Below are 21,200 nucleotides of genomic sequence, written 5' to 3'. Positions count from 1 at the left end.
CGACGTGAATCGGTCTTGCCGACAGCGAGCGCATGACTGCTCTGCTCGCCATTGTCAGACCCGATCTCAGGCCGCTTTCGTCTTCGACTGACCCATCATCCGCGTGATGTAGTACTGCTGGGCGATCGACAACACGTTATTCACGACGTAATACAGCACCAGACCCGCCGGGAAGAAGAAGAACATGACCGAGAACGCGATCGGCATGAACATCATCATCTTGGCTTGAACCGGGTCCGGCGGCGTCGGGTTCAGACGCGTCTGCAGGAACATCGAGACGGCCATCAGCACCGGCAGAATGAAAAACGGGTCCTGTTGCGACAGATCGTGAATCCACAGAATCCACGGCGCGCCGCGCATTTCCACCGACGACAGCAGCACCCAGTACAACGAGATGAACACCGGAATCTGAATCACGACCGGCAGACAGCCGCCGAACGGATTGACCTTCTCGGTCTTGTACAACTCCATCAGCGCCGAGTTCATCTTCTGCGGATCGCCCTTGAAGCGTTCGCGCAGCGCTTGCATGCGCGGCGTGATCGCTTTCATGCGCGCCATCGACTTGTAGCTCGCGGCCGACAGCGGGAAGAACACCGCCTTGATCAGCAGCGTGAGCAGCACGATCGACCAGCCCCAGTTGCCGACATAGCTGTGGATCTTCTCGAGCAGCCAGAACAGCGGCTTCGCGATGATCGTGACCCAGCCGTAGTCCTTCACCAGTTCCAGGCCCGGCGCGATGCCTTCGAGCATGCGCTCTTCTTCCGGACCGGCGAACAGCTTCGCGGATACATCGACCGTTTGGCCCGGGGCAATCGTGGCCACCGGTTCCTTCACGCCGACGCGATACAGCGCCGGATCGATCTTCTCGACGTAGATGTCGCGCTTCACGCCCTGCTGAGGAATCCAGGCCGACGCGAAGTAGTGCTGGACCATCGCGATCCAGCCGTTGTCGGCCGCGGTCGCGTAATCCTGCTTGTTCTTGTCGATGTCGCTGAACGTCATCTTCTGGAAGTGATGCTGGTCGGTGTAAACAGCCGGCCCGATGAACGTGTGCGAGAAGCGCGGCGTTTCCACCGGCTGGTCGTCACGCACCAGTTCCATGTAGACCGACGGCGTCACCGGCGCGGTGCCGACGTTCTGGATCTTCGTGTCGACGCCGATCACATAGCTGCCACGCGTGAACGTGTAGGTCTTGATGACCTTCACGCCACCCTTCACCGGCGATTCGAAGCTGAGCTGGAACGATTTTTCGTCGCCCGTCAGATCGTGCGGCTGGTTCGGCAACGGCGTGTAAATGTCGTTGTGGTTCGGGAAATCGCCGCCGAGCAGACCCGTGCGCGCCAGATACGTATGGTTCGCGGTGCGGTCGAACAGCGTGATCACCAGATCCGGCGTCTTGCCGTCGCCTTGCTTCACGAGCGACAGCTTCGACAGCGTGCCGCCGCGGGTGTCGATCTCGCCGTTATAGACGTCGGTGCTGAACTTGATCAGTTGCGATTGCGCGGCGGCCGGCGCGTTGCCCGGAGCAGCTGCGTTCGTGGCCGGCAGATCGGCGGGCTGGGTTCCCGGCGTCGTGGTTCCCGGTTCGGCGCTACCGACGGTGTGCGTCGGCGTCTGGCTCGGGAAGAACATCGACGGGCGTCCGTGGTCGCGTTGCCAGTTGTCGAACAGCATGACCGCTGACATGAAAAAGATGACCCATAGGACGGTGCGTTTGATATCCATGCGTTGTCTCAGTGTCGATGGAACGGCGCGTCAGCGCTTTTCAGAAGTGGGAGGCGGGACGAGATCGATGCCGCCCGCGGAAAACGGATGGCAACGGCAAATACGCCTGGCGGCGAGATAAGTCCCGCGCGCGGCGCCATGATACTGGATTGCTTCGCGCGCGTAATCAGAGCAGGAAGGGTAAAAACGGCACCGGTTGCCGAGCATTGGGCTCACGGCAACCTTGTAGAAACGCAATAAAGCGAAGAGTACCGTTTGCATGGCTGGTGCGGCTAACAGCGCCGCGCAACGTGGAGGTCCGGGTGATGCCCGCGCAGCAGGGCTGCGGGAGCCGCAAAGCGGCGCAACGGGCGGTCACTTGAGCGTCATTCCGTTTGGGGCGCTTCCGCGGGCGGCGCCTGTCGACGGACAATTTCGCGCGCTGCCTTGTCGAGCAACGCCTCGATTTCGCTGCGGCACAACGCCCTCAACGGCGGCGACGAAGCGCTCGGCAAAGCTTTCTTGTCGAAGCGCGTGTGCAAGCGCAGCAGCACATCCCAACCGCCAAATTCCGCGCGACGCAGCCGGAAGGCTTCCCGCGCGATTCGGCGTACCAGATTACGCGTGGCCGCGCGCGGCGCGTACTTCTTGCCGATCACGAGGCCTAGGCGAGCGTCGTTGCCGGTGGGCCGGCCGTACACCACGAAGTGCGCGGTGCGGCGCCACGGGCGCAAACGAAAAACGGATGAAAATTCATCCGTTTTCAGTAGCCTTGCGGCTTTGGGGAAGGCGGCTTGCGCTCGCAACGGAATCGAGCCCAGTTGCGTCGCTCCGACCGTTCCCGCATTGCCGCGGACTTCGCCAGTTGGCACAGACAGAGCGTGCAATCCGCTCGCCAACCTTAGATGGCGAGGCGCTTGCGGCCCTTCGCGCGACGTGCGTTGATGACCTTGCGGCCACCTGCGGTCTTCATGCGAACGCGGAAGCCGTGGGTGCGCTTGCGACGGGTAACGGAAGGTTGGTAAGTACGTTTCATGTTGCTCTCACTTGATCGACTGATCGAAAAATAACCGCACGATCATCGCTGAAGCGGCAATGGCCGGAGGTTTACAGAATTGGTTTTCGCGGAACCCGCTATTTAAACCGGTTTTCTGTTGGCCGTCAATAGTTTAGCGCTCCCTAGCCTGCGACGACGCCGGCTCGGACCGATGATCCGTCCCTGTGGATAACTCCCTTTCGGGTGGCATTTGGCGTTAGAATCTCGCCTTACTTCCCAAAAATCCTGCACGCCGCTCCGGCTCGCTTGCCCCGCAAACCCTTGTGGCACAAGCGCCTGGAGCCGTTACGCCTGGCTGCTCAGGGCCTTGTTGCGCGCACGCGACAGGGGCAGCGGCGACCGCCGTGCACACCATAACGACAGCAACTCGATGAACGATTTCTGGCAACACTGTTCCGCATTGCTGGAGCGTGAGCTTACGCCCCAGCAGTTCGTGACGTGGATCAAACCGTTGGCCCCGGTCGCCTTCGACGCCGCTGCGAACACGCTTAGCATCGCCGCGCCGAACCGTTTCAAACTCGACTGGGTCAAGAGCCAGTTCTCCGGCCGCATCGCAGACATGGCCCGCGATTTCTGGCAAGCCCCGGTCGACGTGCAATTTGTTCTGGACCCGAAAGCCGGCATGCGCGCGCCGCAGGCCACGTCGTCGCCGGGTTCGACTCGCACCGTGTCATCCTCATCCGCGCCGATGGGCGGCCATGCCGGCGGTGGCGCCGCAGTGGACGCGGCCGTCGGCGCCGTGCAAGCGGCGCATGCCGCGCGCGCCGGTGGGGTGAACGCCGCGGCGCAGCAACAGGCGAACGCGCGCGCGGCTTCCGCCGCCGCCGAAGACGCCGCCGACCTCGATCTGCCCAGCCTCGACGCGAACGAAGCCGCGGCCGCCCGTCGCACGTGGCGTCCGGGCCAGAGCGCGAGCTCGAACGGCAACGGCGAAAACGACTCGATGTACGAGCGCTCGAAGCTCAACCCGGTGCTGACCTTCGACAACTTCGTGACCGGTAAGGCCAACCAGTTGGCGCGCGCCGCGGCGATTCAGGTCGCGGACAACCCCGGCATCTCGTACAACCCGCTGTTCCTGTATGGCGGCGTCGGCCTCGGCAAGACCCACCTGATCCACGCGATCGGCAACCAGCTGCTGATGGACAAGGCCGGCGCGCGGATTCGCTATATCCATGCGGAACAGTATGTGTCCGACGTGGTGAAGGCTTACCAGCGCAAGGCGTTCGACGATTTCAAGCGCTACTACCACTCGCTCGACCTGCTGCTGATCGACGACATTCAGTTCTTCTCGGGCAAGTCGCGCACACAAGAGGAATTCTTCTACGCGTTCGAGGCGCTGGTCGCGAACAAGGCGCAGGTGATCATCACCAGCGACACGTATCCGAAGGAAATCTCGGGCATCGACGACCGTTTGATCTCGCGCTTCGATTCCGGGCTGACGGTGGCGATCGAGCCGCCCGAGCTGGAAATGCGCGTCGCGATTCTGATGCGCAAGGCGCAATCGGAGTTCGTGAGCCTGAACGAGGACGTCGCGTTTTTCGTCGCGAAACACTTGCGCTCGAACGTGCGCGAACTGGAAGGCGCGCTGCGCAAGATCCTCGCGTATTCGAAGTTCCACGGCCGCGAAATCACGATCGAACTGACCAAGGAAGCGCTGAAAGACCTGTTGACGGTACAGAACCGGCAGATTTCGGTGGAAAACATCCAGAAGACGGTCGCGGACTTCTACAGCATCAAGGTCGCGGACATGTATTCGAAGAAGCGTCCGGCGAACATCGCGCGGCCGCGGCAGATTGCGATGTATCTGGCGAAAGAGTTGACGCAGAAGAGCTTGCCGGAAATCGGCGAGCTGTTCGGCGGGCGCGACCACACCACGGTGCTGCACGCGGTGCGCAAGATCGCAGCCGAACGCGGCACTGACGCGCAACTGAACCACGAATTGCACGTGCTGGAGCAGACGCTCAAGGGTTAAGCAAGTCGACTGGGAAAAACGACCTGTTTATTTCCAGACTCGCCCCCATTTTAGTGAGGCGGTTCTGTTTTCAGGCACAATACAGGTTTAACCGCCCGGCGGCCGCGGGCGGGTTTCACGCTGTGGCAGGTGCTGCGTGGCGCCGGCGGAGGGCCACGGCTGTGAGCTGGAACGCTTGCCTGGCAAGGCGCGCAGGCCGTTATATCAACGAAGGAACTCTATGCAACTGGTCAAGACCGAACGCGATAACCTCCTCAGGCCGCTGCAAACCGTGAGCGGCATCGTCGAACGCCGCCATACGTTGCCGATCCTCGCCAATTTGCTGATTACCAAGAACGGCCCTGACGTGTCGTTCCTGTCCACCGACCTCGAATTGCAGATCACCACGCGTGCCGATTTCGGCGTGGGCGGCGATTCGGTGGCGACCACGGTGGCAGCAAGAAAGCTCCTCGACATTCTGCGCGCCATGCCCGACGGGCAGGTCACGCTCACGCTGAACGACAAGCGTTTGACCGTGCAATCCGGCAAGAGCCGCTTTGCGCTGCAAACGCTCGCCGCAGACGAATTCCCGACGGTCGCGCAAGCTAAAGACTACGGCGCGAACCTCGTGGTTCCCCAGAAGACGTTCCGCCAGTTGCTCGGCATGGTCCATTTTTCGATGGCCCAGCAGGACATTCGCTACTACCTGAACGGCATGCTGCTGGTGGTGGACGGCGACCAGTTGATGGCGGTTGCAACCGACGGTCACCGTCTGGCGTTCTCGTCGATGAAGATCGAGGGCACGTTCGCACGTCAGGAAGTGATTATTCCGCGCAAGACGATTCTGGAATTGCAGCGCCTGCTGGAAGACATCGACGACACGCTGAAGATCGACATCGCGCAAACGCAGGTGAAGTTCACGTTCGGCCAGGTCGAACTGGTGTCGAAACTGGTGGAAGGCAAATTCCCCGACTTTCAGCGCGTGATTCCGAAATCGCACAAGAATCAGTTTTTGATCGGCCGTGAAGAACTGCAGCGCTCGCTGCAACGCGCCGCGATTCTGACGTCGGACAAATTCAAGGGCGTGCGCTGCATTATCGAGCCGGGCCAGTTGAAGATCATGTCGACCAACGCCGATCAGGAAGAGGCGCAGGAAGAACTGGAAATCGCGTACGACGGCGACAGCGTCGATATCGGGTTCAACGTCACGTATCTGCTCGACGTGCTCGCGAACCTGAAGGTCGACATGTTGCAAGTGAGCCTGGGCGACGCCAGCTCCAGCGCGTTGATCACGATTCCCGAGAACGACGAGTTCAAATACGTAGTGATGCCGATGCGCATCTAACGCGTCCAATACCGAGAAGACACCAAGGGGCGCAGTGCCCCTTTGGCGTTTTTATGGTGTTTTGAAAAGTCCCGAGCAGCAACCTTGCAGTAACGCAGAACCGGAAAAAATCCATGACTGAAACGAACAATACGCAACCCGACAACAGCTACGGCGCCTCGTCCATTCAGATCCTCGAAGGTCTGGAGGCGGTGCGCAAGCGGCCGGGGATGTACATCGGGGATACATCGGATGGCACCGGTTTGCATCACCTCGTGTTCGAGGTGCTCGACAACTCGATCGACGAAGCATTGGCCGGGCATTGCAACGATATCCAGGTGATCATTCACGCGGACAACTCGATCTCGATCACCGACAACGGCCGCGGCGTGCCGACCGGCCTGAAGATGGACGACAAGCACGATCCGAAGCGCAGCGCCGCCGAAATCGTGATGACCGAACTGCATGCGGGCGGCAAGTTCGACCAGAACAGCTACAAGGTGTCCGGTGGCTTGCACGGCGTGGGCGTGTCGTGCGTGAACGCGCTATCGGCGTGGTTGCGCCTCGTGATCCGTCGCGACGGCAAGAAGCATTTCATGGAGTTTCACCGTGGCGTGCCGCAAAACCGCATCATCGAAGAAATCGATGGCGTGGCCGTGTCGCCGATTCAGGTGACGGGCGACACCGAAAACCGCGGTACCGAAGTGCACTTCCTGGCGGACGACACGATTTTCGGCAACGTCGAATATCACTACGACATTCTGGCCAAGCGGATTCGCGAACTGTCGTTCCTGAATAACGGCGTGCGGATTCGTTTGACGGATCAGCGTTCGGGTAAGGAAGAAGATTTCGCTTTCGTGGGCGGTGTGAAGGGCTTTGTCGAGTACATCAACAAGAACAAGGCTGTGCTGCACCCGAATATTTTCCACGTGAGCGGCGAGAAGGACGGCATTGCCGTCGAAGTCGCCATGCAGTGGAACGACAGCTACAACGAAAACGTGCTGTGCTTCACGAACAACATTCCGCAGCGCGACGGCGGTTCTCACCTGACCGGGTTGCGTGCGGCAATGACGCGCGTGCTGAACAAGTACATCAACGACCACGACATTGCGAAGAAGGCGAAGGTCGAGACGTCGGGTGACGATATGCGCGAGGGGTTGTCGTGCGTGTTGTCGGTGAAGGTCCCGGAGCCGAAGTTCAGCGCGCAGACGAAGGACAAGCTGGTGTCGTCGGAAGTGCGCGCGCCGGTGGAAGATGTGGTCGCGAAGGCGCTCGAAGAGTACCTGCTCGAAACGCCGAATGACGCGAAGATCATTGTCGGCAAGATCGTCGACGCGGCTCGCGCGCGGGATGCGGCTCGAAAGGCGCGGGAAATGACGCGTCGTAAAGGCGTGCTCGACGGCGTCGGCTTGCCTGGAAAGCTCGCGGATTGCCAGGAGAAGGATCCGGCGAAGTCCGAAATTTATATCGTCGAGGGTGACTCGGCGGGCGGCTCGGCGAAGCAAGGCCGCGATCGGAAGTTTCAGGCGATTTTGCCGCTGCGCGGCAAGGTGCTGAACGTTGAAAAGGCGCGATTCGACAAGCTGATTTCTTCGGAACAGATCGTCACGCTGATTACCGCGTTGGGCTGTGGGATCGGCAAGGACGATTACAACCTCGAGAAGCTGCGTTATCACCGCATCATCATCATGACCGATGCTGACGTGGACGGCGCGCATATCCGGACGCTGTTGCTCACGTTCTTCTATCGTCAGATGCCGGAGATGATCGAGCGTGGGTTTATCTATATCGCGCAACCGCCGCTGTTCAAGATCAAGGCGGGTAAGGACGAGCGGTATCTGAAGGATGAGTCCGAGGTTAATGCTCACATTTTGAAGCTGGCGTTGCAGGGCTCGGAACTGGTGCCGGCTGAAGGCGCTACGCCGATTACTGGCGATGCATTGGGTGAGTTGGCTCGTGCCTATCTGCTCGCGCAGGCGGTGGTGAATCGGTTGAGCCGGCTGTATGACGCCGGCGCACTTGAAGCGGTCATGGATGGGGTGGTGATGGACCTGTCCAGTGAGGAAGCAGCCGAGGCATCCGCGCGCGCGATGGAAGCGAAGTTGCGCGATGAGCCGCTGAAGCCTGAAGTTCGCGTGACGACAATGTATGACGAAGTGCGTGAACTGCGCTCGCTGCGCATCGCGCGATCGCATCACGGGAATCAAAAGATTTTTGTGCTGGATGAAGAGTTTCAGCTGACCGCGGATTATCGACAGCTGCTTAATACGGCTAATACGTTTAAGGGGTTGATCCAGGCCGGGGCGGTGATCAAGCGCGGTGAGCGGAGTATGGCGGTTACCGACTTCAAGAGTGCGATGAAGTGGTTGCTGGCGGATGCCGAGCGGAATATCTCGAAGCAGCGCTATAAGGGTCTCGGTGAAATGAATCCTGGGCAGCTTTGGGAAACGACGATGGATCCGACCGTGCGTCGTCTTCTTCGTGTGCAGATTGAGGATGCTATTGCGGCTGATGGGATCTTTACGACGCTCATGGGGGATGATGTGGAGCCGCGGCGAGCGTTTATTGAGTCGAATGCGTTGAGGGCGGGGAATATTGACGTTTAATGTTGTTTGTAGCTGAACGCATAACCTGAGAATCTGGGACCCATGAGTTGAGAAACTCATGGGTCTTTTTCTTTGATAGCTCGAATTAACGGGTACCTTGGAGACCGAGCGCGCTCGTCACCTGGCAGTGCTGGGAATTCGAGCGGTGCGGGTCGAAGAGGCTGGATTGTTGCGAGCCTAGGTCTTTCGAGCCGGGGCGCAACCACGCTGCGTTGTGCTCAAGCTCGATAAGGACGTGGCCCGCAGCAGTAACTGCTGGAGGTGGCACGTCGGTGATTGCCGCGTACGATAGTAGGTCTGATGCTCGAATAGCCGCGGCGGAAATGTTGCCTCGTTACACGGATGCTTTTTTGCGACCCACTCGTGTGGGCTGCAACGGGTCGCTGGGGTCGGTAAGACCGGTGTCGTTCTTTTGTTTGTACTTTTTTGCGGAGCGACCGCTTTTATCTTTAGGAAGATGATACAAAGCCACCGCTATATGCCGAATTTGACATGGCAGGCCGGTGGCGACATGGTCATGAAAAGAGTTGTAGGCCAGTTGAGGCCGAAGGGAGCAATCTTCGACTCGAAAGTTATCCAGCAGTACATTCTTATCCTTGGCCACGTTCGCAGCTTCATCCATCCATTCCTTAAGCAGCGCGGCAGCTTTCGGGCGGAAGGTGTAAGCAATCAGGGCACCTCGTGTGTACAGGGGATTCGCGGTGCGATACCGCGTCGTTAGCTGCAAGAACCCCTCACGGACATCGTTCAGACTCTTGTACTTCTTCGCCTCCCCAATCCAAGTCCATTGAGGATTCTTCCATTTAACTGTGAGGTCCTTGCTGCCACCACCCGCAGTTCCATGTGTGGCGTCGTAACCAGCCATCTTCAGTGACGTAACAAGCTTTTCGGTCAAAGCGTCTTCGTTGTCATTCTGATGATGCTGAGGATTTTCTTCCAGCCGAGTAATTGCGTAATCCAATATCTCACTGAAGATTTCAATAAACTCGTCGTATGTTTTGACAAGGTGCTGGCGGACCATATTCCGATGCACTGGATTGTCCTTCACCATCAACATGAAATCTTCGAATGATACGTTCGGCAGGCCATTCATTTTCTAAGGGCCCTCCGGGCAACATCTGACGGCGCGAAGCACATGAACAGCTTAGTGCGGAGTTCGCTGTCTGGTTCTCCAGTGACTGGATTTATGTTGCGCTCCGTCGCGGCTTTTGCCTCGTCTTCGTCGAGTAGGATTACATCGTCCTCATCCTCGTCGATGTATTCGAACTGCAGCTTTAGAAGCTGGAAGCCAGCGCCCGAGAACAGATGAATTACGTTCAGCACGGTAAGCTTATCCTCTGACCGCACACTATTGGTTGCTTCGAAGAAAGCTGAAAGCGGGAGGAATTTGCTGTCGAGATTCTCGGCAACCAAATCGAGAATGACATGGCCTACCTGCGCCTCGGGGCGGTCGCCCCAAAGCTGCGCAAGTTCGGCCAAGGCCTCGTCTTTGTTTGCAGGAACCATTGCCGCTCAAAGATACTTCAGGACTTTGTTCACGCCGACCGCCATTAGCTGCGTAGAGTCGGCTGTAACATAGAAGCCGTCCAGCTGAGGGGCGGGGCTAGAAACCTCGCGAATCAACGCTTTCATTGTCACCTCGACTTGTCCGGCGGGGAGTTTCAGGTCCCAATCTACGGTCAGTTCGTAAGGGCTAAGCTTGTTGCTCACGGCTTTCGCGCCAGCGTTGTGAAACTTCTCGGAACGCAAATCGTCGTCTGACTTAATCATCTTCTCGTGCTTGCGTGAACCCGTTTGCGTGCGGAACGACAGGGACCGGACCGTACCTTCACCTTGCTGGAAATAGATTCCACCGATTGCCTTGAACACGTTATGGGGTGCATCTTGCCACGCGGTCTTCAACGCGGGAATATTGTTACACAGGGTCCCGAAGACGCTCAGGACGGCCGACCCCAAAAATCCGCGTACGCCCTTAGCGGGCTGGTCAATGCAAACTTCGATTCGCTTGAGTCCCGTGCGGATAACCACGACGACAGACGTGTCGCAGTATTTCGGCACGCCGCTGCTCGAGGCCGGCATGTCGATTCAGCAACTGTCCAAAGCGACCGGATGGAAATGGGAGTCCATCCAGAACTGGGTGGACGAAGGGATGCTGGCGTCGGAACGGATTCAGCGCCGTGGCCAGCCTTGCCGTGTCGTGCTGCCGCAACAGTTGCTGGAGTTCCGGCAAGCCTACGTTCCGCTGGCAGACCTGGCGCGTGCCATGGGTACAAAGTCCTCGGCGCTGTCGCGCTTGTTACCCGGCGTCGAACTGGTCGGTGCGAAACAGCTCCCTGATGGCGCGATGCGGGGCGGCCTGGTCCGCATCGCAGACCTCGGGCGACTGGCAGTTATCGGTGCGAGAGCAGGGCACGACCTGTTTGTGCCCGCATCGTTGACGCCATGAGAGGGCCAGCAATAAGTCTCACCACCTGCGGGTCACGACCGGCGATGTATGCGCGGGTCGGGACATAGCTGGGCCCGCACATAGTGCCGCCGGGTCAATACGACGGAACCGACGGGTATGACTTTCCACCACCAGGAGACCGCGATGCCTATCTGGAAACCACGTCCCGCTTCCGAAGTGCCGAAGATTCCGTTATCTCGATGGCGCATATTCGAGACGGAGGATGGGACCCGGCATTTCGTTGGCGTAGATATGTTTGACTCGTCGGCGCGCGTCAGCTCCCCGATAGTAACGTTCGACCCGGCCACCTTGCAGGGTAAGACTCAGACGGGACGTATTTATGAGCTGGTCGGCAGGAAAGGCTGGTCGTTGAATGTTGAATACGTCTGGATGAGGTGGTGCGAATTGTACGAGGTCACGTCGTACAGATTACACAACGAATGACCTACGATGACCGGTCCGAGTCCGCGATAAACCTCCATGTCCGCCTCATGCGAAAGCCGTTGAAACGTGCGTGGGCAAGTTGTTAAAGGTGCAGTAGGTGTATCTCGTCGTCGCTGGCCGTACGGCTGAAATTATCCTTAGCGCTCAGATGACCATTACGAACGGGGTGGCAAGAGCGACGAGCAGTTGATGGTTGAGACGAAAAAGAGGCGTCGTCGAGAGACTGCGTTCCTGCGAAGCCTTCCCGGTAAACATCGAGTGACTGAGATGCCATACGCAAACCAGGATTTCGAGCGAGAGAAGCTTTACGAAGAAGTTTGGGCGGAGCCCGTCACGACGGTGGCGAAGAGGTATCAAATCTCCGATGTTGGTCTTCGGAAGATTTGTATTAGTCTCGGCGTTCCGCTCCCTGTAGCCGGCCACTGGGCAAAAGTGGCCGCAGGCAAGACTGTCAAGAAGCCGCCGTTGCCGCCGACCAAAGGTCCGACAACTTACCAGCGCTCCATGTTCAAAGACCCGCGAGATGACGAGCTTTCCACACGCGCCCAGGCCAAAATCAATGAGGACGCCGCCCGCGCGCCAGAGGTGCCGGCCATCACCGTGCGCACTACCATTGACGAATGCCTGCCACTTGTAAAGCGGATGGCGAAGAAGCTTGATGGCAAGCAGCGGGATTCGCGCACCTGGCCTTATTGTGAAGGGGCTGGACTCATGCGTATCTCCGTGTCGCGGCAAAACTCGTTGCGGGCGCTTCTTGTGCTGAATCATCTACTCGAGACGCTGTCGGCGGCGGGTTATTCGGTCTCGTCGGGAGACAAGGAAAGCGACCCTGCCTACGCAACTATCTTTGACGTCAAGTTGACGTTTCGCGTGAAGGAACGTAGTCGGCAAGAGAGCATCCCACTGACACAGGAACAACTGGCCGAAAACAAGCGTCTCGGATGGAGCGCGAACCGCCCGAACTCCATTTCTCATCCGACGAACGAATTCGAGATTTCGGCGTTCGAACTCGGGAGCAGCTACGTGTTGGCAAACATCGCGGACACGCGAAGCCTTCCCATCGAGACAAAAATCCAGGCGCTCGTGTGTCGGCTACGGAACTTGGTCATTCGCGAATCCGTGCGGGCAGAGATGGCCGCCGAGGAGCGAGTCATCGCAGCGGCCAAAGAGGCTGAACGAGCAAGACTTGCGGAAATTCGCCGAGTCGCCCTCAATCACCTAAAGCGAGTTGAGGACTGGGCGTCAAAACTGGAGCGAGCGAACCGCCTGCGGGCCCTGGCCGTCGAGTTCGAGTCAAAGCAGCTCAGGTCATCCAATGACGTCGTAGATGCGACGTGGATAAGACGAGCTGCGGATTGGCTGGACCCCACCGTCGAATGTCGATGGGACGATGTCGACAATGCTCCCGCGCAATACGGAGAACTGTATTAGACCGTTGGCTAACCAAGGTGCGAGAGTCCGAGAGAGGTCAGCCGCAGTCGCTGTCTCTCTTCGTCTGTCAGGGGCCGATTCAGCGCAACCCAGAGACTTCCTTCCCATGAAGGAAGCCAAAAAGGGCGACAATAGAGAGTCGTCTTGATGCTACGAGACACTCCGACTTCCGATTGTCTGATGTAGGGACACTACCGAGGTCCGGCGCCCGCTAATTCTAAAACGCTACAAAGTAAGCATGCCACGTCACGAACAGGCCGTAATCGACGGCTTCAACACATTCATGCGCATTGAAGCAGGCAAGCGCCAAGGCAACTTCAGGCATATCGCGCTGGACGGTCAGGACCGGCACGTTCTGGCTGACTATATTTTGACCAATGAATCGACCTTCACGCTCGTCGAGTTCAAATACACGCTATCTCAACTTGCGAGTGAGGAAAAGAAGGATAAGGCCGCAATCCTTTGCGAGCAGCTGGCGTTTACTAGGAGCATGCGCGCTCGTCATGACCTTTGCCACTTCATCGCTTGGATGCACCTTCCTGAGCGCCGCCCCAGCGTTAACATCTATAGGAAGGAGATATGTAATCGTCAAATTTTGGGACGCAATTGCGAGCTCGAACCTGAATTTCCGGCTGCGAAATCTCGCGTAAGTGCAGTCGAGTTCGCACGCTCGTTTTTCGAAGAGCCGACCGCTAGGACGCTGCCCATCGATGAGTTCGAACTCTATGTGAAATGGCTCTGCAGCCTCGGTGGCCGCAATGCTTCTGGACTAGAGCTCCTCGTTGGGGATGAAAATTCTGGCAACTGCGACCTCATGGAATTTGAGTCAGTGAGGTTGCTGTACGACTGGTTTCAAAGTAGGCGCCCCCCTGCGCCCCCGCCTCCGGCTCCAACGTATGGTCCGGACTGGTAAGCAACCACCATGAGCGCACTGTAAGGTAACGCGGGACTGCTGCTGAGGCTCTGTTCATTCGATGTGCCCACAGGGACATGCTATCCCATGGTCGTAGCCAGCAAGCGTACCGCATAGGCACTGCAACTGTGAACGACAAGACTCCTTGGGAAGAAGCCGCTGAAGCGCAAGGCACGACAGACTCGGAACGTGCCCTAGCGCGAGTCGCCCGCAATGCGTTCTTGAGTCTGTGGAACTATTCGAATGTCTACAGCGACGAAGGACGGTCAAGCGGCAAAGGTGATGGCAAAGAGTTAGTAGACCTGCTGGTGGCCCTTGGCGTCCCAAGCGACGTGATAGTACCTGACATCAGATTGCTCCGAGGTTAGGCGAAGTCCTTCGCCGAAACCACAAGCCTTTCATTAGAATAAAACACCGGAAGTACCTCAGTGCGCGCACCACAGTGTCCTTGGTCGCACTTGAACTGGAGAATAACTCGAATGCCATCTCAGATGCAGGCTAATGAGAACCACAAGAAAAAAACATGCGATAGTGCTTCAGCGAGCAAGAATAACACTTCTTCGGCAAACCGAAGTGGCACCTCTCCCACGACACAATTTGACGTTTCGGCGGTCAACATTCAGGGCGAAGCCCCCGCGACTGAAAGTGTGGCTACCGCAAACACGTACATGGATAGCCAGGATAGCGGTCAGCAAAATGCTGTGACTGCCGCCGAGCAAAAGGAGAAGCGCGTCACACGCCAGCTGGCAATCTGGTCGCTAGCCGTTGCTGCTCTATCTGCGGTCTTTGCGGGGATGTCATACCACGAATCTAAGGAAGCACGACTGGATGTTCTGCGCAGCCAAATCCGGTCGGAAGCGTTGCAGGAAATCTCGAATGGGCGGATGACTTTTGCCGTGTTTAATTGTTACGCAGCCATCCGGGGTGTCAATAATCTCACCGGGAAAGAGGCTTTACAGAATCTGATGGACAAGACGGAACCGAAGATTCGCGAATCATTGAACGCTCTTCCTGGTTGGGACGAAAGTGCATTGCTGGTGTTCCAGCAGTCGCTCAACGAGACGGCAGGCTCCACGACCAGAACACTTAGGGAAGCGCTCCTGAAGGCGCGTATCACCTGGTCGAAGGAAGACCTCGAGAGGGCGGACGAGGCATGTAAAGTAGAGAGTATTCAGTAAGCGAGGCGGCCCGTTTTCTGGTCGACCAGTTCTGGGAAAACGTGTCGCCTGACGGACGACCGAAGCACGTGCTGCGCTAGGCCAACGTCTCGATTGCTCGCGGTGACCGCGCATGGCGCCGTCGGCAAGCCGACTCCCCGCGCCTCCATGGCTGCTCTACCTTCACTACCAGCTCGGAGACAAGATTCATTTGTGACCGTTGGATGGGTGGAACATCCCGCCAAGTCGCTCCGCAATCGTCGAAGCCCCCCGCGACCGCGACTTGCCCGCCACCGTGCGTGACGAAATCAAAGACGTGTGAGCGGATGGCATAGACGGACTCGGGACGCGGAAAGAATCCACGTAGAGCCTCGTTCGGCGCGCCTCCGCTATGGCCTGCTTCACAGGGCTCAGACCATACTCCCACCGTCAGGCAGCCTGCGCCCCCCTCTCCGTGCCGCGCAGCCGCTTGCGGCCCGCCTTCGTCAAACCGTATGTGTTGTCATCGAAGCGCTGGACCAATCCGCATTGCGTCAGCAGCAGCATTGCGTGGTAAAGACGGTCCTGCATAAGTCCTACCCCGCCGACTTCGCCCTTGGTCGTGACGCGCTCCAACCCATTGTCGCCGAGGATGAAGAAGAACCGGTTGCGCCCGTCGTTCGTGCGCTCCTGTACCACTGCGAAGTGAAGCAGGATGACGTAGAACTGCACGATGTGCGCAAGGAATGTCGCAGGCGCCTCGTCACGATATTTCGCAAGCACATCGCGCAGTGCCGTAAGAGGGACACGGTCGTTCGCGTATTCCTGCTCGACATACGGATTCACCAACAGGTTCTCCGCTTCCACCGCGCAATAGACCAGCGCAACGTACACTTCGCGCAGGGCGAGCCTTGCTTCCTCGGTGTGCGGATGAAAATTGCACACCGCCTGGAGTCGCGTGAGCATGTCTTCGAGCCGCAGCTCTTTCACATACGGCGATGCCTCGAAGAAAGTGCTGTGCTCGCCTTTAAGTACGAGAAGCTGGTCCGCCAGCACACCCACTGTGCCGTCCTGGCACTCCTCGCGCAACGTCGCCTCAAGGCGCGCACCCAGTCCCTGAGCGCAGTCGGCTATGTCCCGGGGATGCTCATTCACGACGGCGTCGTGAATCCAGAACTGAACGTACCGGCCGAGCGTTTCCATCGCAAGGCGAAGGTACTGGCGAAGCTGGAGATTCGCCCACCAGCCTTGTACTTCTTCAATCTCATCGAGATTGAGCAGCGTCCCGGCCAGGCTGTATCCGCGCGCCATCGTGAAACGCACCGTGTCGAGCGGCACGCCGCGCCAGCCCGCCTCGCGCGCCTGGGGCTGCTCCGCCTCCATTGCGCGCAAGGCAAGCGTTAGCCCAGCCCACCGGTTCTGCCACTGCGCGCCGGTGACGCCTTCTCCGTCCTCCGAGTAGAACTGGCTCACAAATGCTGCGATTTCACCTTCCGACGGCTCGCGTAGGTCCAGCATCTCGCCAAGTTGCAGCATGTCGTCTCGCCGCACGGTGACCTGCGTGACACTCGCCAGCCAGTCCCGGCGCTCATGGTGCTCGATGGCCTCCTCATAACCGTCGGCGAGCGCTTCACCGGCCGGCGTCAAGCGGTACGTGCCCGGCAGCGCCGGCACCTCCGCGAGAAAACGCATCCCCCGCACCAGGCTGGGCCGGTATTGCGGTGCGGTGAGGAAGTGCGCGCCGCCGTCGCGAACCTCATAGTCGGGGTCGACGGCAAGGCGCTTCGCGGTCTGAGTGCCGGGAATCGACTCGAAATTCAGGGTTACACGGCTATTGTCCTGCGGCCAGGTGCGGTCGGCACCGGCCAGGCCACCCACCTCCTCGGTGATGTTGTACCAGGTCAGCAGCAACTGGATTTTTTCGAGCCCGGCGGCCGACATCGCTGCAATATCGGGGTTCCGGGTCTTCTTCGCTGCGATGTCAATCTGGCGCACCATCCAGCAGATGGCGGAATACACGCGGATGTACTCGACCGCGTTGTTGATGCCGGGAAAGATGGAGCGGTACAGAGCCTCCACCGACGGGGCCGTGCCCAGCGGGTCGACGGACTGGGTATCGTCGATGTATTGCGAAAAAACGGGCTGGTCAAGCATTGCGCGGCTCCTTGAAGCGGCCCGCGAGGCCATTCTGTTCGAGATACTCGGCGTCCAGCTCATAGAAGAGCGGGCGTCCGCACGACATGCCCTTGCATACCCAGACTCGCTCGTGGCGCAGTCGCCGCGCGTCGTCCGCGTGCAGGGTAAGACCGCAGAAGCACTGGTTCCCCTTCCCGCGAATGATGCCGAACAGGAACGGCTTGTTCTTGCGTTTTTGAGCCCGCAGCGCGCTGAACGCCTCTGTGTATGGTGCGTCGACACGGGGTGCGGGCTGCTCATCCCGAAGAATCCGGAGGATGAGCAACATCAGCTGCTCGGTGAGCGTCGCACAGTCCTGGACGGCTGCCGCGCTCGTAGCGATAGCTTCACGGTCTTCGGCGGGCACGCGCAGGAAGCGCGGGGAACCCAGTGCCAGGCGCGCGAGCGTCTCCATCTCTCCGGTGGCGAGCACGCGCCCAGCCAGCCGCCCGATGGATTCTTTCAATGCAGGCCACTCGGACTTGTTGTGGTAGTGCGCGGCACAGCATGCCATAGCGCAGAAGAACGGGAGAAGCCGTTCCCTGTTTTCCGGGCTGTAGTCGAATGCCGAATACTGCTGAAGCCACGCGTCCAGCACGAGCGGTTCGACAGGCGGCAGCACACCCTTGACCGCGGTGCGGTGGGCGAAAGCGCGCTTGAGCACCGCGCACCCCGCCAGCTCAACCATCATGGGCACGATAGGCGACTGCGAATCCCGGGCGAGAGCAAGCGGAAGACTCTCGATGAGGTGCTGGAACAGCGCCTTGCTTTCCTCCTCGATGCCGGCGCGTTGCTCATCTTCATCCGCCTCGTCGCTGTCCTCATACTCAGCGTTGTCCGTGGTGAGAAGCTTCATGCGGCGCCCGGTGGACAGGGGCGCGCTTTTTGGTTTTGATTTCCCGGGTTGTTGCTGCGGCTTATCTTTGCTGTCCCCGTCGGCCAGACCTTCGAGGTCACGGTTCAGCCAGCGGAACGCCGCTTCAAGCGAGACACGCGCCACGTCCGCCGACCGCGCGAGCGCACCATATTGCTCGACGCTGTTTCGCCACTCGTCGTAGCTGATTTTCGGGCGCGTGCCCGGCTCCGCCTTCTCTTTCTCGGTTGCTGGCGGCGCGCCTTTGTTAGGGGCGACAGGATGCATCTTCGCTTGCAGCCCCTGAAGCCATTTGAAAATCGTCTCGATGTCGTCGAGATGGTAGTCGCCTGCGCGCATCCGATTGGCTGCGCGCAGGAGCTTGCGCTCCGACTCGTCGGCCGTCAGCGCGAATTCCAGGTTCAGCCAGGTGGCTGCGTCAATTCCCTCGCTGTGCAACACCAACCGTAGTGCCCGCTCAGTCTCAAAGTAGTCTTTCATCCGGACGAGGAAAGCGCCGTCGTCATCGAGCGCAACGTCTCGCATCACCTCCAGGCACTTCGGCCCTTCCCAGATGGATAGCTCCACGCGCATGGCGCCCTGTGCAGGCTTGAGCACGCCGACGATGTGTTGAGACGCGGTCCAGGTGGCCTGCAAAGACAGCGACGGGCCCATCCGGCCGACCTGCTCGAACTCACAGGGCTCGAAGGCGACAGGCTCAACCTCCTTCCACGCAAACGGCGACTTCTTGAGGAAGCGCACGAGCGAGACCTCGACATTGCGGGTGGTCTCCAGGCTCTGCGCCGTCGCGTTGACTGAGCCCGTCATCACCAGCACGCCGTTGGTGCCCTCTAGCTCGAAGCACTTTGCGTGCGGGAACCGGTAAGGACTCTCCGTATCCGCGGCGACATACTCCACCGCCTCGGTGAAGACCATCTTGTCCTCGGCGAACGGCACGATACGCGTCTTCGCGTGCACGCCGACTCGCACGTTGAAAGCCTTCACGGTCGCCGCGAGGTTCTGGACCGGTTGCCCGGACGGGCTGTGATAGGGCGATAGAACGGTAAGTGTTTCGGGGCGCCGCACGCGGTCCGCCAGCACCGCGAACTGGTCGGCGGCCGGAGTTTCGAGGGTATGGATGAGCCAGGTGTCCCGCGCAGCGGCGTCAAGCGGGCCTGCGCGGTCGCGTTGCGCTTGCGCCCGCTGACGGTAGCCCTCGATGACCTTCACGTTCTCGTGCGAGAACTCATGTGCTGCCTGTAGCGAGTCGAGGAAGGCAGCGAATTCGTCGAAGACGCCCGGGTCAGTGTGCGAGCTGACCGCATCGAGCACTTCCAGATTCTTGCCATACCCCGCCAGCGTCAGGTTGCCACTCGAAACGACGAGGTTATCGTACGAGTCACCCTGCATGTAGACCAGCTTCGGATGGAAGACGGCGCCGCCTTCCATCTCCACCGGGATGACCCGGTACGCAGTGCCCGCGTGCAGGCTTGTCGCCTCCTCCGTCGACCGCTGCGCCTCGCGTGCGTCAATCAGCACGTCAATCTGCTCACACCCACAGTTACGGAGTGTCGGCAGCACGAACGTCTCGAACCAGAAGACGCTGAACGTATAGGTGGTGAAGAGCGCGCGACGCGGCTTCGCCTCCTGGATAAGCGACAACAATGTCTTTTGCATAACCCCGGTCCTCAGGCGGCTTCGCTCGGCGGCGCAGTCCGCATGGTCTCTCTCGTCTGTCCATCCCGTGTTCGGGAAAGACCTCTTCTTTACGGCTAAATCTTTCGAGATTTTACGCCTCGCAGCGCGCGTGAGAGCCGCCGTCGCGGCTTGTCGCGGCAATACGTTGGACGGACGTTCCGTCCGAAGGACATTCAACATCGAAAGAACAAGACTTGAAGCATGAAGAACTGCTCCGCCGGCCCGGCAGCCGATTGACCCGTTCACCACTGCGATGCGCGATGCCTGCCTCGCACAAGATAAGGTTCTGGCCATGCGAAAACATATCGGCTCCGGGATTGAGTTCGCAACCAACATCTCGTCGACTCGGGCGGGCGGTCAACGCCGAAAGCCTTGAATTGCGCCACCACCCGATTGGCGCGCCGTTGTCCCGCACCGCTATTTCGAGCCGCGTCGGCCGAATACAGGCTGACTATGGTCCCATAGGTAGTCCTCCAGAGTCTGGAGAACAATGGGTCGCACCTGTTTGCTATCGCGAACGGTCCAATACTCAAGCACCAGCGGCGTATGGCACAGCGTTTCCGGGACCCAGCGCTTCAGATGAAGTGAATAGGTTCCTTCGGAGCCGAAACCGAAATGCTGCTGCAGCCTGCTCGCGAAGCTTCTTGAACTTCCGACATAGAGCGTGACGCCATCATCCGTCAGTTCATTCTTGCGGCTAAGCTTGTACGTGCACGCCGAGCTTTCAGGGAACGCAGCGTGAAATTCCTCTGGTGCCTCGGTCTGGAAACGGTACACGACGAACTCGCCTTCTTTAGGGAGGCTCCATTCATTCAATCGCAAACGCAATGTCTCGGCATTAGCGAAACCGGACAGCGAACACTCAATCCGCTGGACTGGAGACAGCGCAACCCTAGTCACTTCTTCGGCAACACGCGACATCATTTTCCCAGCTTCCATTGCCAGCGACCCGCCGTCGAAGCTCTCAGTCGGCATCAACTGCGCCTGCGCGTCTGACATATCTGCATTTCCGTTGCCATGACGCTCGATGAATGAAAATCGACGACGGCTCGCGTCATATGCTCCCAAGCCAAGATGCTCCAGCGTCGGAACCAGATAGCATGCGAGGTTCTGTTTTTCACGCGATAGCAACCAGTCACCAATACTGCCGAGTCGGGGGTTGTTGAAGCTGGTCCCGACATAAACCGGACCCCCTCTCGACGCAAACTCAGCGAGGAGCGCATGGATAGTCTCCGCGCTAACGCGACCGGGAGTCTGCAGGCCATCGCCGTAGAAGAGTTCGATTCCGGTTTTTGTGTCCCCCGAGTATTCAAACTGCTTTTTCCCCGTCGCCGTACTCAGTCGTGTCATATCTTCTCTCTGATTGCTGTTCGCTGATGGCTTTCGTGAATGCCATGAACCCGTTTAAAAGCTGAGCGCTCGTCTCTTGCCCGTAGATGTGCACTCGCTATGCCTCATTACG

The 21,200-nt window shown here is 59.1% G+C and carries 17 protein-coding genes; 7 read left to right on the top strand and 10 right to left on the bottom strand.

Going from position 1 to position 21,200, the window contains the following annotated elements:
- Positions 1–66: 66 nt before the first annotated feature.
- From yidC to rpmH, 4 genes are all read right to left on the bottom strand, one after another.
- On the bottom strand, positions 67–1,725 hold the full coding sequence (gene yidC, locus BX591_RS14895) for a membrane protein insertase YidC (protein WP_111932197.1): 1,659 nt from the start codon (positions 1,723–1,725) through the stop codon (positions 67–69).
- Positions 1,726–1,755: 30 nt separating this feature from the next.
- Positions 1,756–1,986 (bottom strand): membrane protein insertion efficiency factor YidD, encoded by a 231-nt coding sequence (gene yidD, locus BX591_RS14890; protein ID WP_081936011.1) that lies wholly within the window; start codon positions 1,984–1,986, stop codon positions 1,756–1,758.
- 104 nt (positions 1,987–2,090) lie between these two features.
- Positions 2,091–2,591, bottom strand: a complete 501-nt coding sequence (locus tag BX591_RS14885) for a ribonuclease P protein component (protein WP_420849377.1) — start codon at positions 2,589–2,591, stop codon at positions 2,091–2,093.
- A 14-nt stretch (positions 2,592–2,605) separates the two neighbouring features.
- Complete coding sequence (gene rpmH / locus BX591_RS14880) at positions 2,606–2,740, bottom strand: 50S ribosomal protein L34 (protein ID WP_004198824.1); 135 nt, start codon at positions 2,738–2,740, stop codon at positions 2,606–2,608.
- 391 nt (positions 2,741–3,131) lie between these two features.
- On the opposite strand from rpmH, the gene dnaA reads away from it, so the two are divergent.
- From dnaA to gyrB, 3 genes are all read left to right on the top strand, one after another.
- A complete protein-coding gene (dnaA, locus tag BX591_RS14870; RefSeq protein WP_244146978.1) occupies positions 3,132–4,733 on the top strand; it encodes a chromosomal replication initiator protein DnaA in 1,602 nt (533 codons plus the stop codon).
- A 220-nt stretch (positions 4,734–4,953) separates the two neighbouring features.
- Positions 4,954–6,057: a DNA polymerase III subunit beta gene (gene dnaN / locus BX591_RS14865; RefSeq protein ID WP_035554206.1), complete on the top strand. Its 1,104-nt coding sequence runs from the start codon at positions 4,954–4,956 to the stop codon at positions 6,055–6,057.
- Positions 6,058–6,170: 113 nt separating this feature from the next.
- The gene (gene gyrB, locus BX591_RS14855) at positions 6,171–8,642 is read left to right on the top strand and encodes a DNA topoisomerase (ATP-hydrolyzing) subunit B (protein WP_111932194.1); all 2,472 of its coding nucleotides are present in this window, start codon (positions 6,171–6,173) and stop codon (positions 8,640–8,642) included.
- 334 nt (positions 8,643–8,976) lie between these two features.
- Here the strand turns inward: gyrB and BX591_RS14850 are convergent, their stop codons facing one another.
- The 3 genes from BX591_RS14850 to BX591_RS36470 are packed head-to-tail and all read right to left on the bottom strand — an operon-like array spanning position 8,977 to position 10,721.
- The gene (locus BX591_RS14850; protein WP_176343078.1) at positions 8,977–9,735 is read right to left on the bottom strand and encodes a hypothetical protein; all 759 of its coding nucleotides are present in this window, start codon (positions 9,733–9,735) and stop codon (positions 8,977–8,979) included.
- Complete coding sequence (locus tag BX591_RS14845; protein WP_111932193.1) at positions 9,732–10,148, bottom strand: hypothetical protein; 417 nt, start codon at positions 10,146–10,148, stop codon at positions 9,732–9,734. Before BX591_RS14845 ends, BX591_RS14850 begins: the two co-directional genes overlap by 4 nt.
- Before the next feature lie 6 nt (positions 10,149–10,154).
- Positions 10,155–10,721: a hypothetical protein gene (locus BX591_RS36470; protein ID WP_167444556.1), complete on the bottom strand. Its 567-nt coding sequence runs from the start codon at positions 10,719–10,721 to the stop codon at positions 10,155–10,157.
- Between BX591_RS36470 and BX591_RS14835 the strand changes: the two genes are divergently transcribed.
- The 4 genes from BX591_RS14835 to BX591_RS14810 all read left to right on the top strand — a co-directional run bounded on the left by BX591_RS14835 (position 10,720) and on the right by BX591_RS14810 (position 15,054).
- Entirely contained in the window at positions 10,720–11,088 is a 369-nt protein-coding gene (locus BX591_RS14835; protein ID WP_244146977.1) for a hypothetical protein, read from the top strand. The two genes, BX591_RS36470 and BX591_RS14835, sit on opposite strands and share 2 nt — an antisense overlap.
- A gap of 633 nt (positions 11,089–11,721) precedes the next feature.
- Positions 11,722–12,963, top strand: a complete 1,242-nt coding sequence (locus BX591_RS14825) for a hypothetical protein (protein WP_146749768.1) — start codon at positions 11,722–11,724, stop codon at positions 12,961–12,963.
- A gap of 238 nt (positions 12,964–13,201) precedes the next feature.
- Complete coding sequence (locus tag BX591_RS14820; protein ID WP_111932190.1) at positions 13,202–13,876, top strand: hypothetical protein; 675 nt, start codon at positions 13,202–13,204, stop codon at positions 13,874–13,876.
- 479 nt (positions 13,877–14,355) lie between these two features.
- Positions 14,356–15,054, top strand: coding sequence for a hypothetical protein (locus BX591_RS14810; RefSeq protein ID WP_146749767.1), 699 nt, complete (start codon positions 14,356–14,358; stop codon positions 15,052–15,054).
- A gap of 408 nt (positions 15,055–15,462) precedes the next feature.
- Here BX591_RS14810 and BX591_RS14805 read toward each other — a convergent pair whose 3' ends face one another.
- The 3 genes from BX591_RS14805 to BX591_RS14795 all read right to left on the bottom strand — a co-directional run bounded on the left by BX591_RS14805 (position 15,463) and on the right by BX591_RS14795 (position 21,088).
- Positions 15,463–17,166, bottom strand: a complete 1,704-nt coding sequence (locus BX591_RS14805) for a hypothetical protein (protein ID WP_111932188.1) — start codon at positions 17,164–17,166, stop codon at positions 15,463–15,465.
- Positions 17,159–19,717 (bottom strand): phospholipase D family protein, encoded by a 2,559-nt coding sequence (locus BX591_RS14800; protein ID WP_146749766.1) that lies wholly within the window; start codon positions 19,715–19,717, stop codon positions 17,159–17,161. Before BX591_RS14800 ends, BX591_RS14805 begins: the two co-directional genes overlap by 8 nt.
- Before the next feature lie 438 nt (positions 19,718–20,155).
- Positions 20,156–21,088 (bottom strand): hypothetical protein, encoded by a 933-nt coding sequence (locus BX591_RS14795; protein WP_111932186.1) that lies wholly within the window; start codon positions 21,086–21,088, stop codon positions 20,156–20,158.
- Between the last annotated feature and the right edge of the window lie 112 nt (positions 21,089–21,200).

This window comes from Paraburkholderia bryophila (assembly GCF_003269035.1).
Lineage (GTDB): Bacteria > Pseudomonadota > Gammaproteobacteria > Burkholderiales > Burkholderiaceae > Paraburkholderia > Paraburkholderia bryophila.
This window is presented reverse-complemented; position numbering and strand designations above follow the sequence as displayed.

Coding starts and splice junctions, on each gene's coding strand:
- BX591_RS14820 (WP_111932190.1), top strand. CDS start 13,202: ATGCCACGTCACGAACAGGCCGTAATCGACGGCTTCAACACATTCATG.
- BX591_RS14795 (WP_111932186.1), bottom strand. CDS start 21,088: ATGACACGACTGAGTACGGCGACGGGGAAAAAGCAGTTTGAATACTCG.
- yidC (WP_111932197.1), bottom strand. CDS start 1,725: ATGGATATCAAACGCACCGTCCTATGGGTCATCTTTTTCATGTCAGCG.
- BX591_RS14835 (WP_244146977.1), top strand. CDS start 10,720: ATGTCGATTCAGCAACTGTCCAAAGCGACCGGATGGAAATGGGAGTCC.
- BX591_RS14810 (WP_146749767.1), top strand. CDS start 14,356: ATGCCATCTCAGATGCAGGCTAATGAGAACCACAAGAAAAAAACATGC.
- rpmH (WP_004198824.1), bottom strand. CDS start 2,740: ATGAAACGTACTTACCAACCTTCCGTTACCCGTCGCAAGCGCACCCAC.
- dnaA (WP_244146978.1), top strand. CDS start 3,132: ATGAACGATTTCTGGCAACACTGTTCCGCATTGCTGGAGCGTGAGCTT.
- gyrB (WP_111932194.1), top strand. CDS start 6,171: ATGACTGAAACGAACAATACGCAACCCGACAACAGCTACGGCGCCTCG.
- yidD (WP_081936011.1), bottom strand. CDS start 1,986: ATGCAAACGGTACTCTTCGCTTTATTGCGTTTCTACAAGGTTGCCGTG.
- dnaN (WP_035554206.1), top strand. CDS start 4,954: ATGCAACTGGTCAAGACCGAACGCGATAACCTCCTCAGGCCGCTGCAA.
- BX591_RS14850 (WP_176343078.1), bottom strand. CDS start 9,735: ATGAATGGCCTGCCGAACGTATCATTCGAAGATTTCATGTTGATGGTG.
- BX591_RS14800 (WP_146749766.1), bottom strand. CDS start 19,717: ATGCAAAAGACATTGTTGTCGCTTATCCAGGAGGCGAAGCCGCGTCGC.
- BX591_RS14825 (WP_146749768.1), top strand. CDS start 11,722: ATGGTTGAGACGAAAAAGAGGCGTCGTCGAGAGACTGCGTTCCTGCGA.
- BX591_RS14845 (WP_111932193.1), bottom strand. CDS start 10,148: ATGGTTCCTGCAAACAAAGACGAGGCCTTGGCCGAACTTGCGCAGCTT.
- BX591_RS14805 (WP_111932188.1), bottom strand. CDS start 17,166: ATGCTTGACCAGCCCGTTTTTTCGCAATACATCGACGATACCCAGTCC.
- BX591_RS36470 (WP_167444556.1), bottom strand. CDS start 10,721: ATGCCGGCCTCGAGCAGCGGCGTGCCGAAATACTGCGACACGTCTGTC.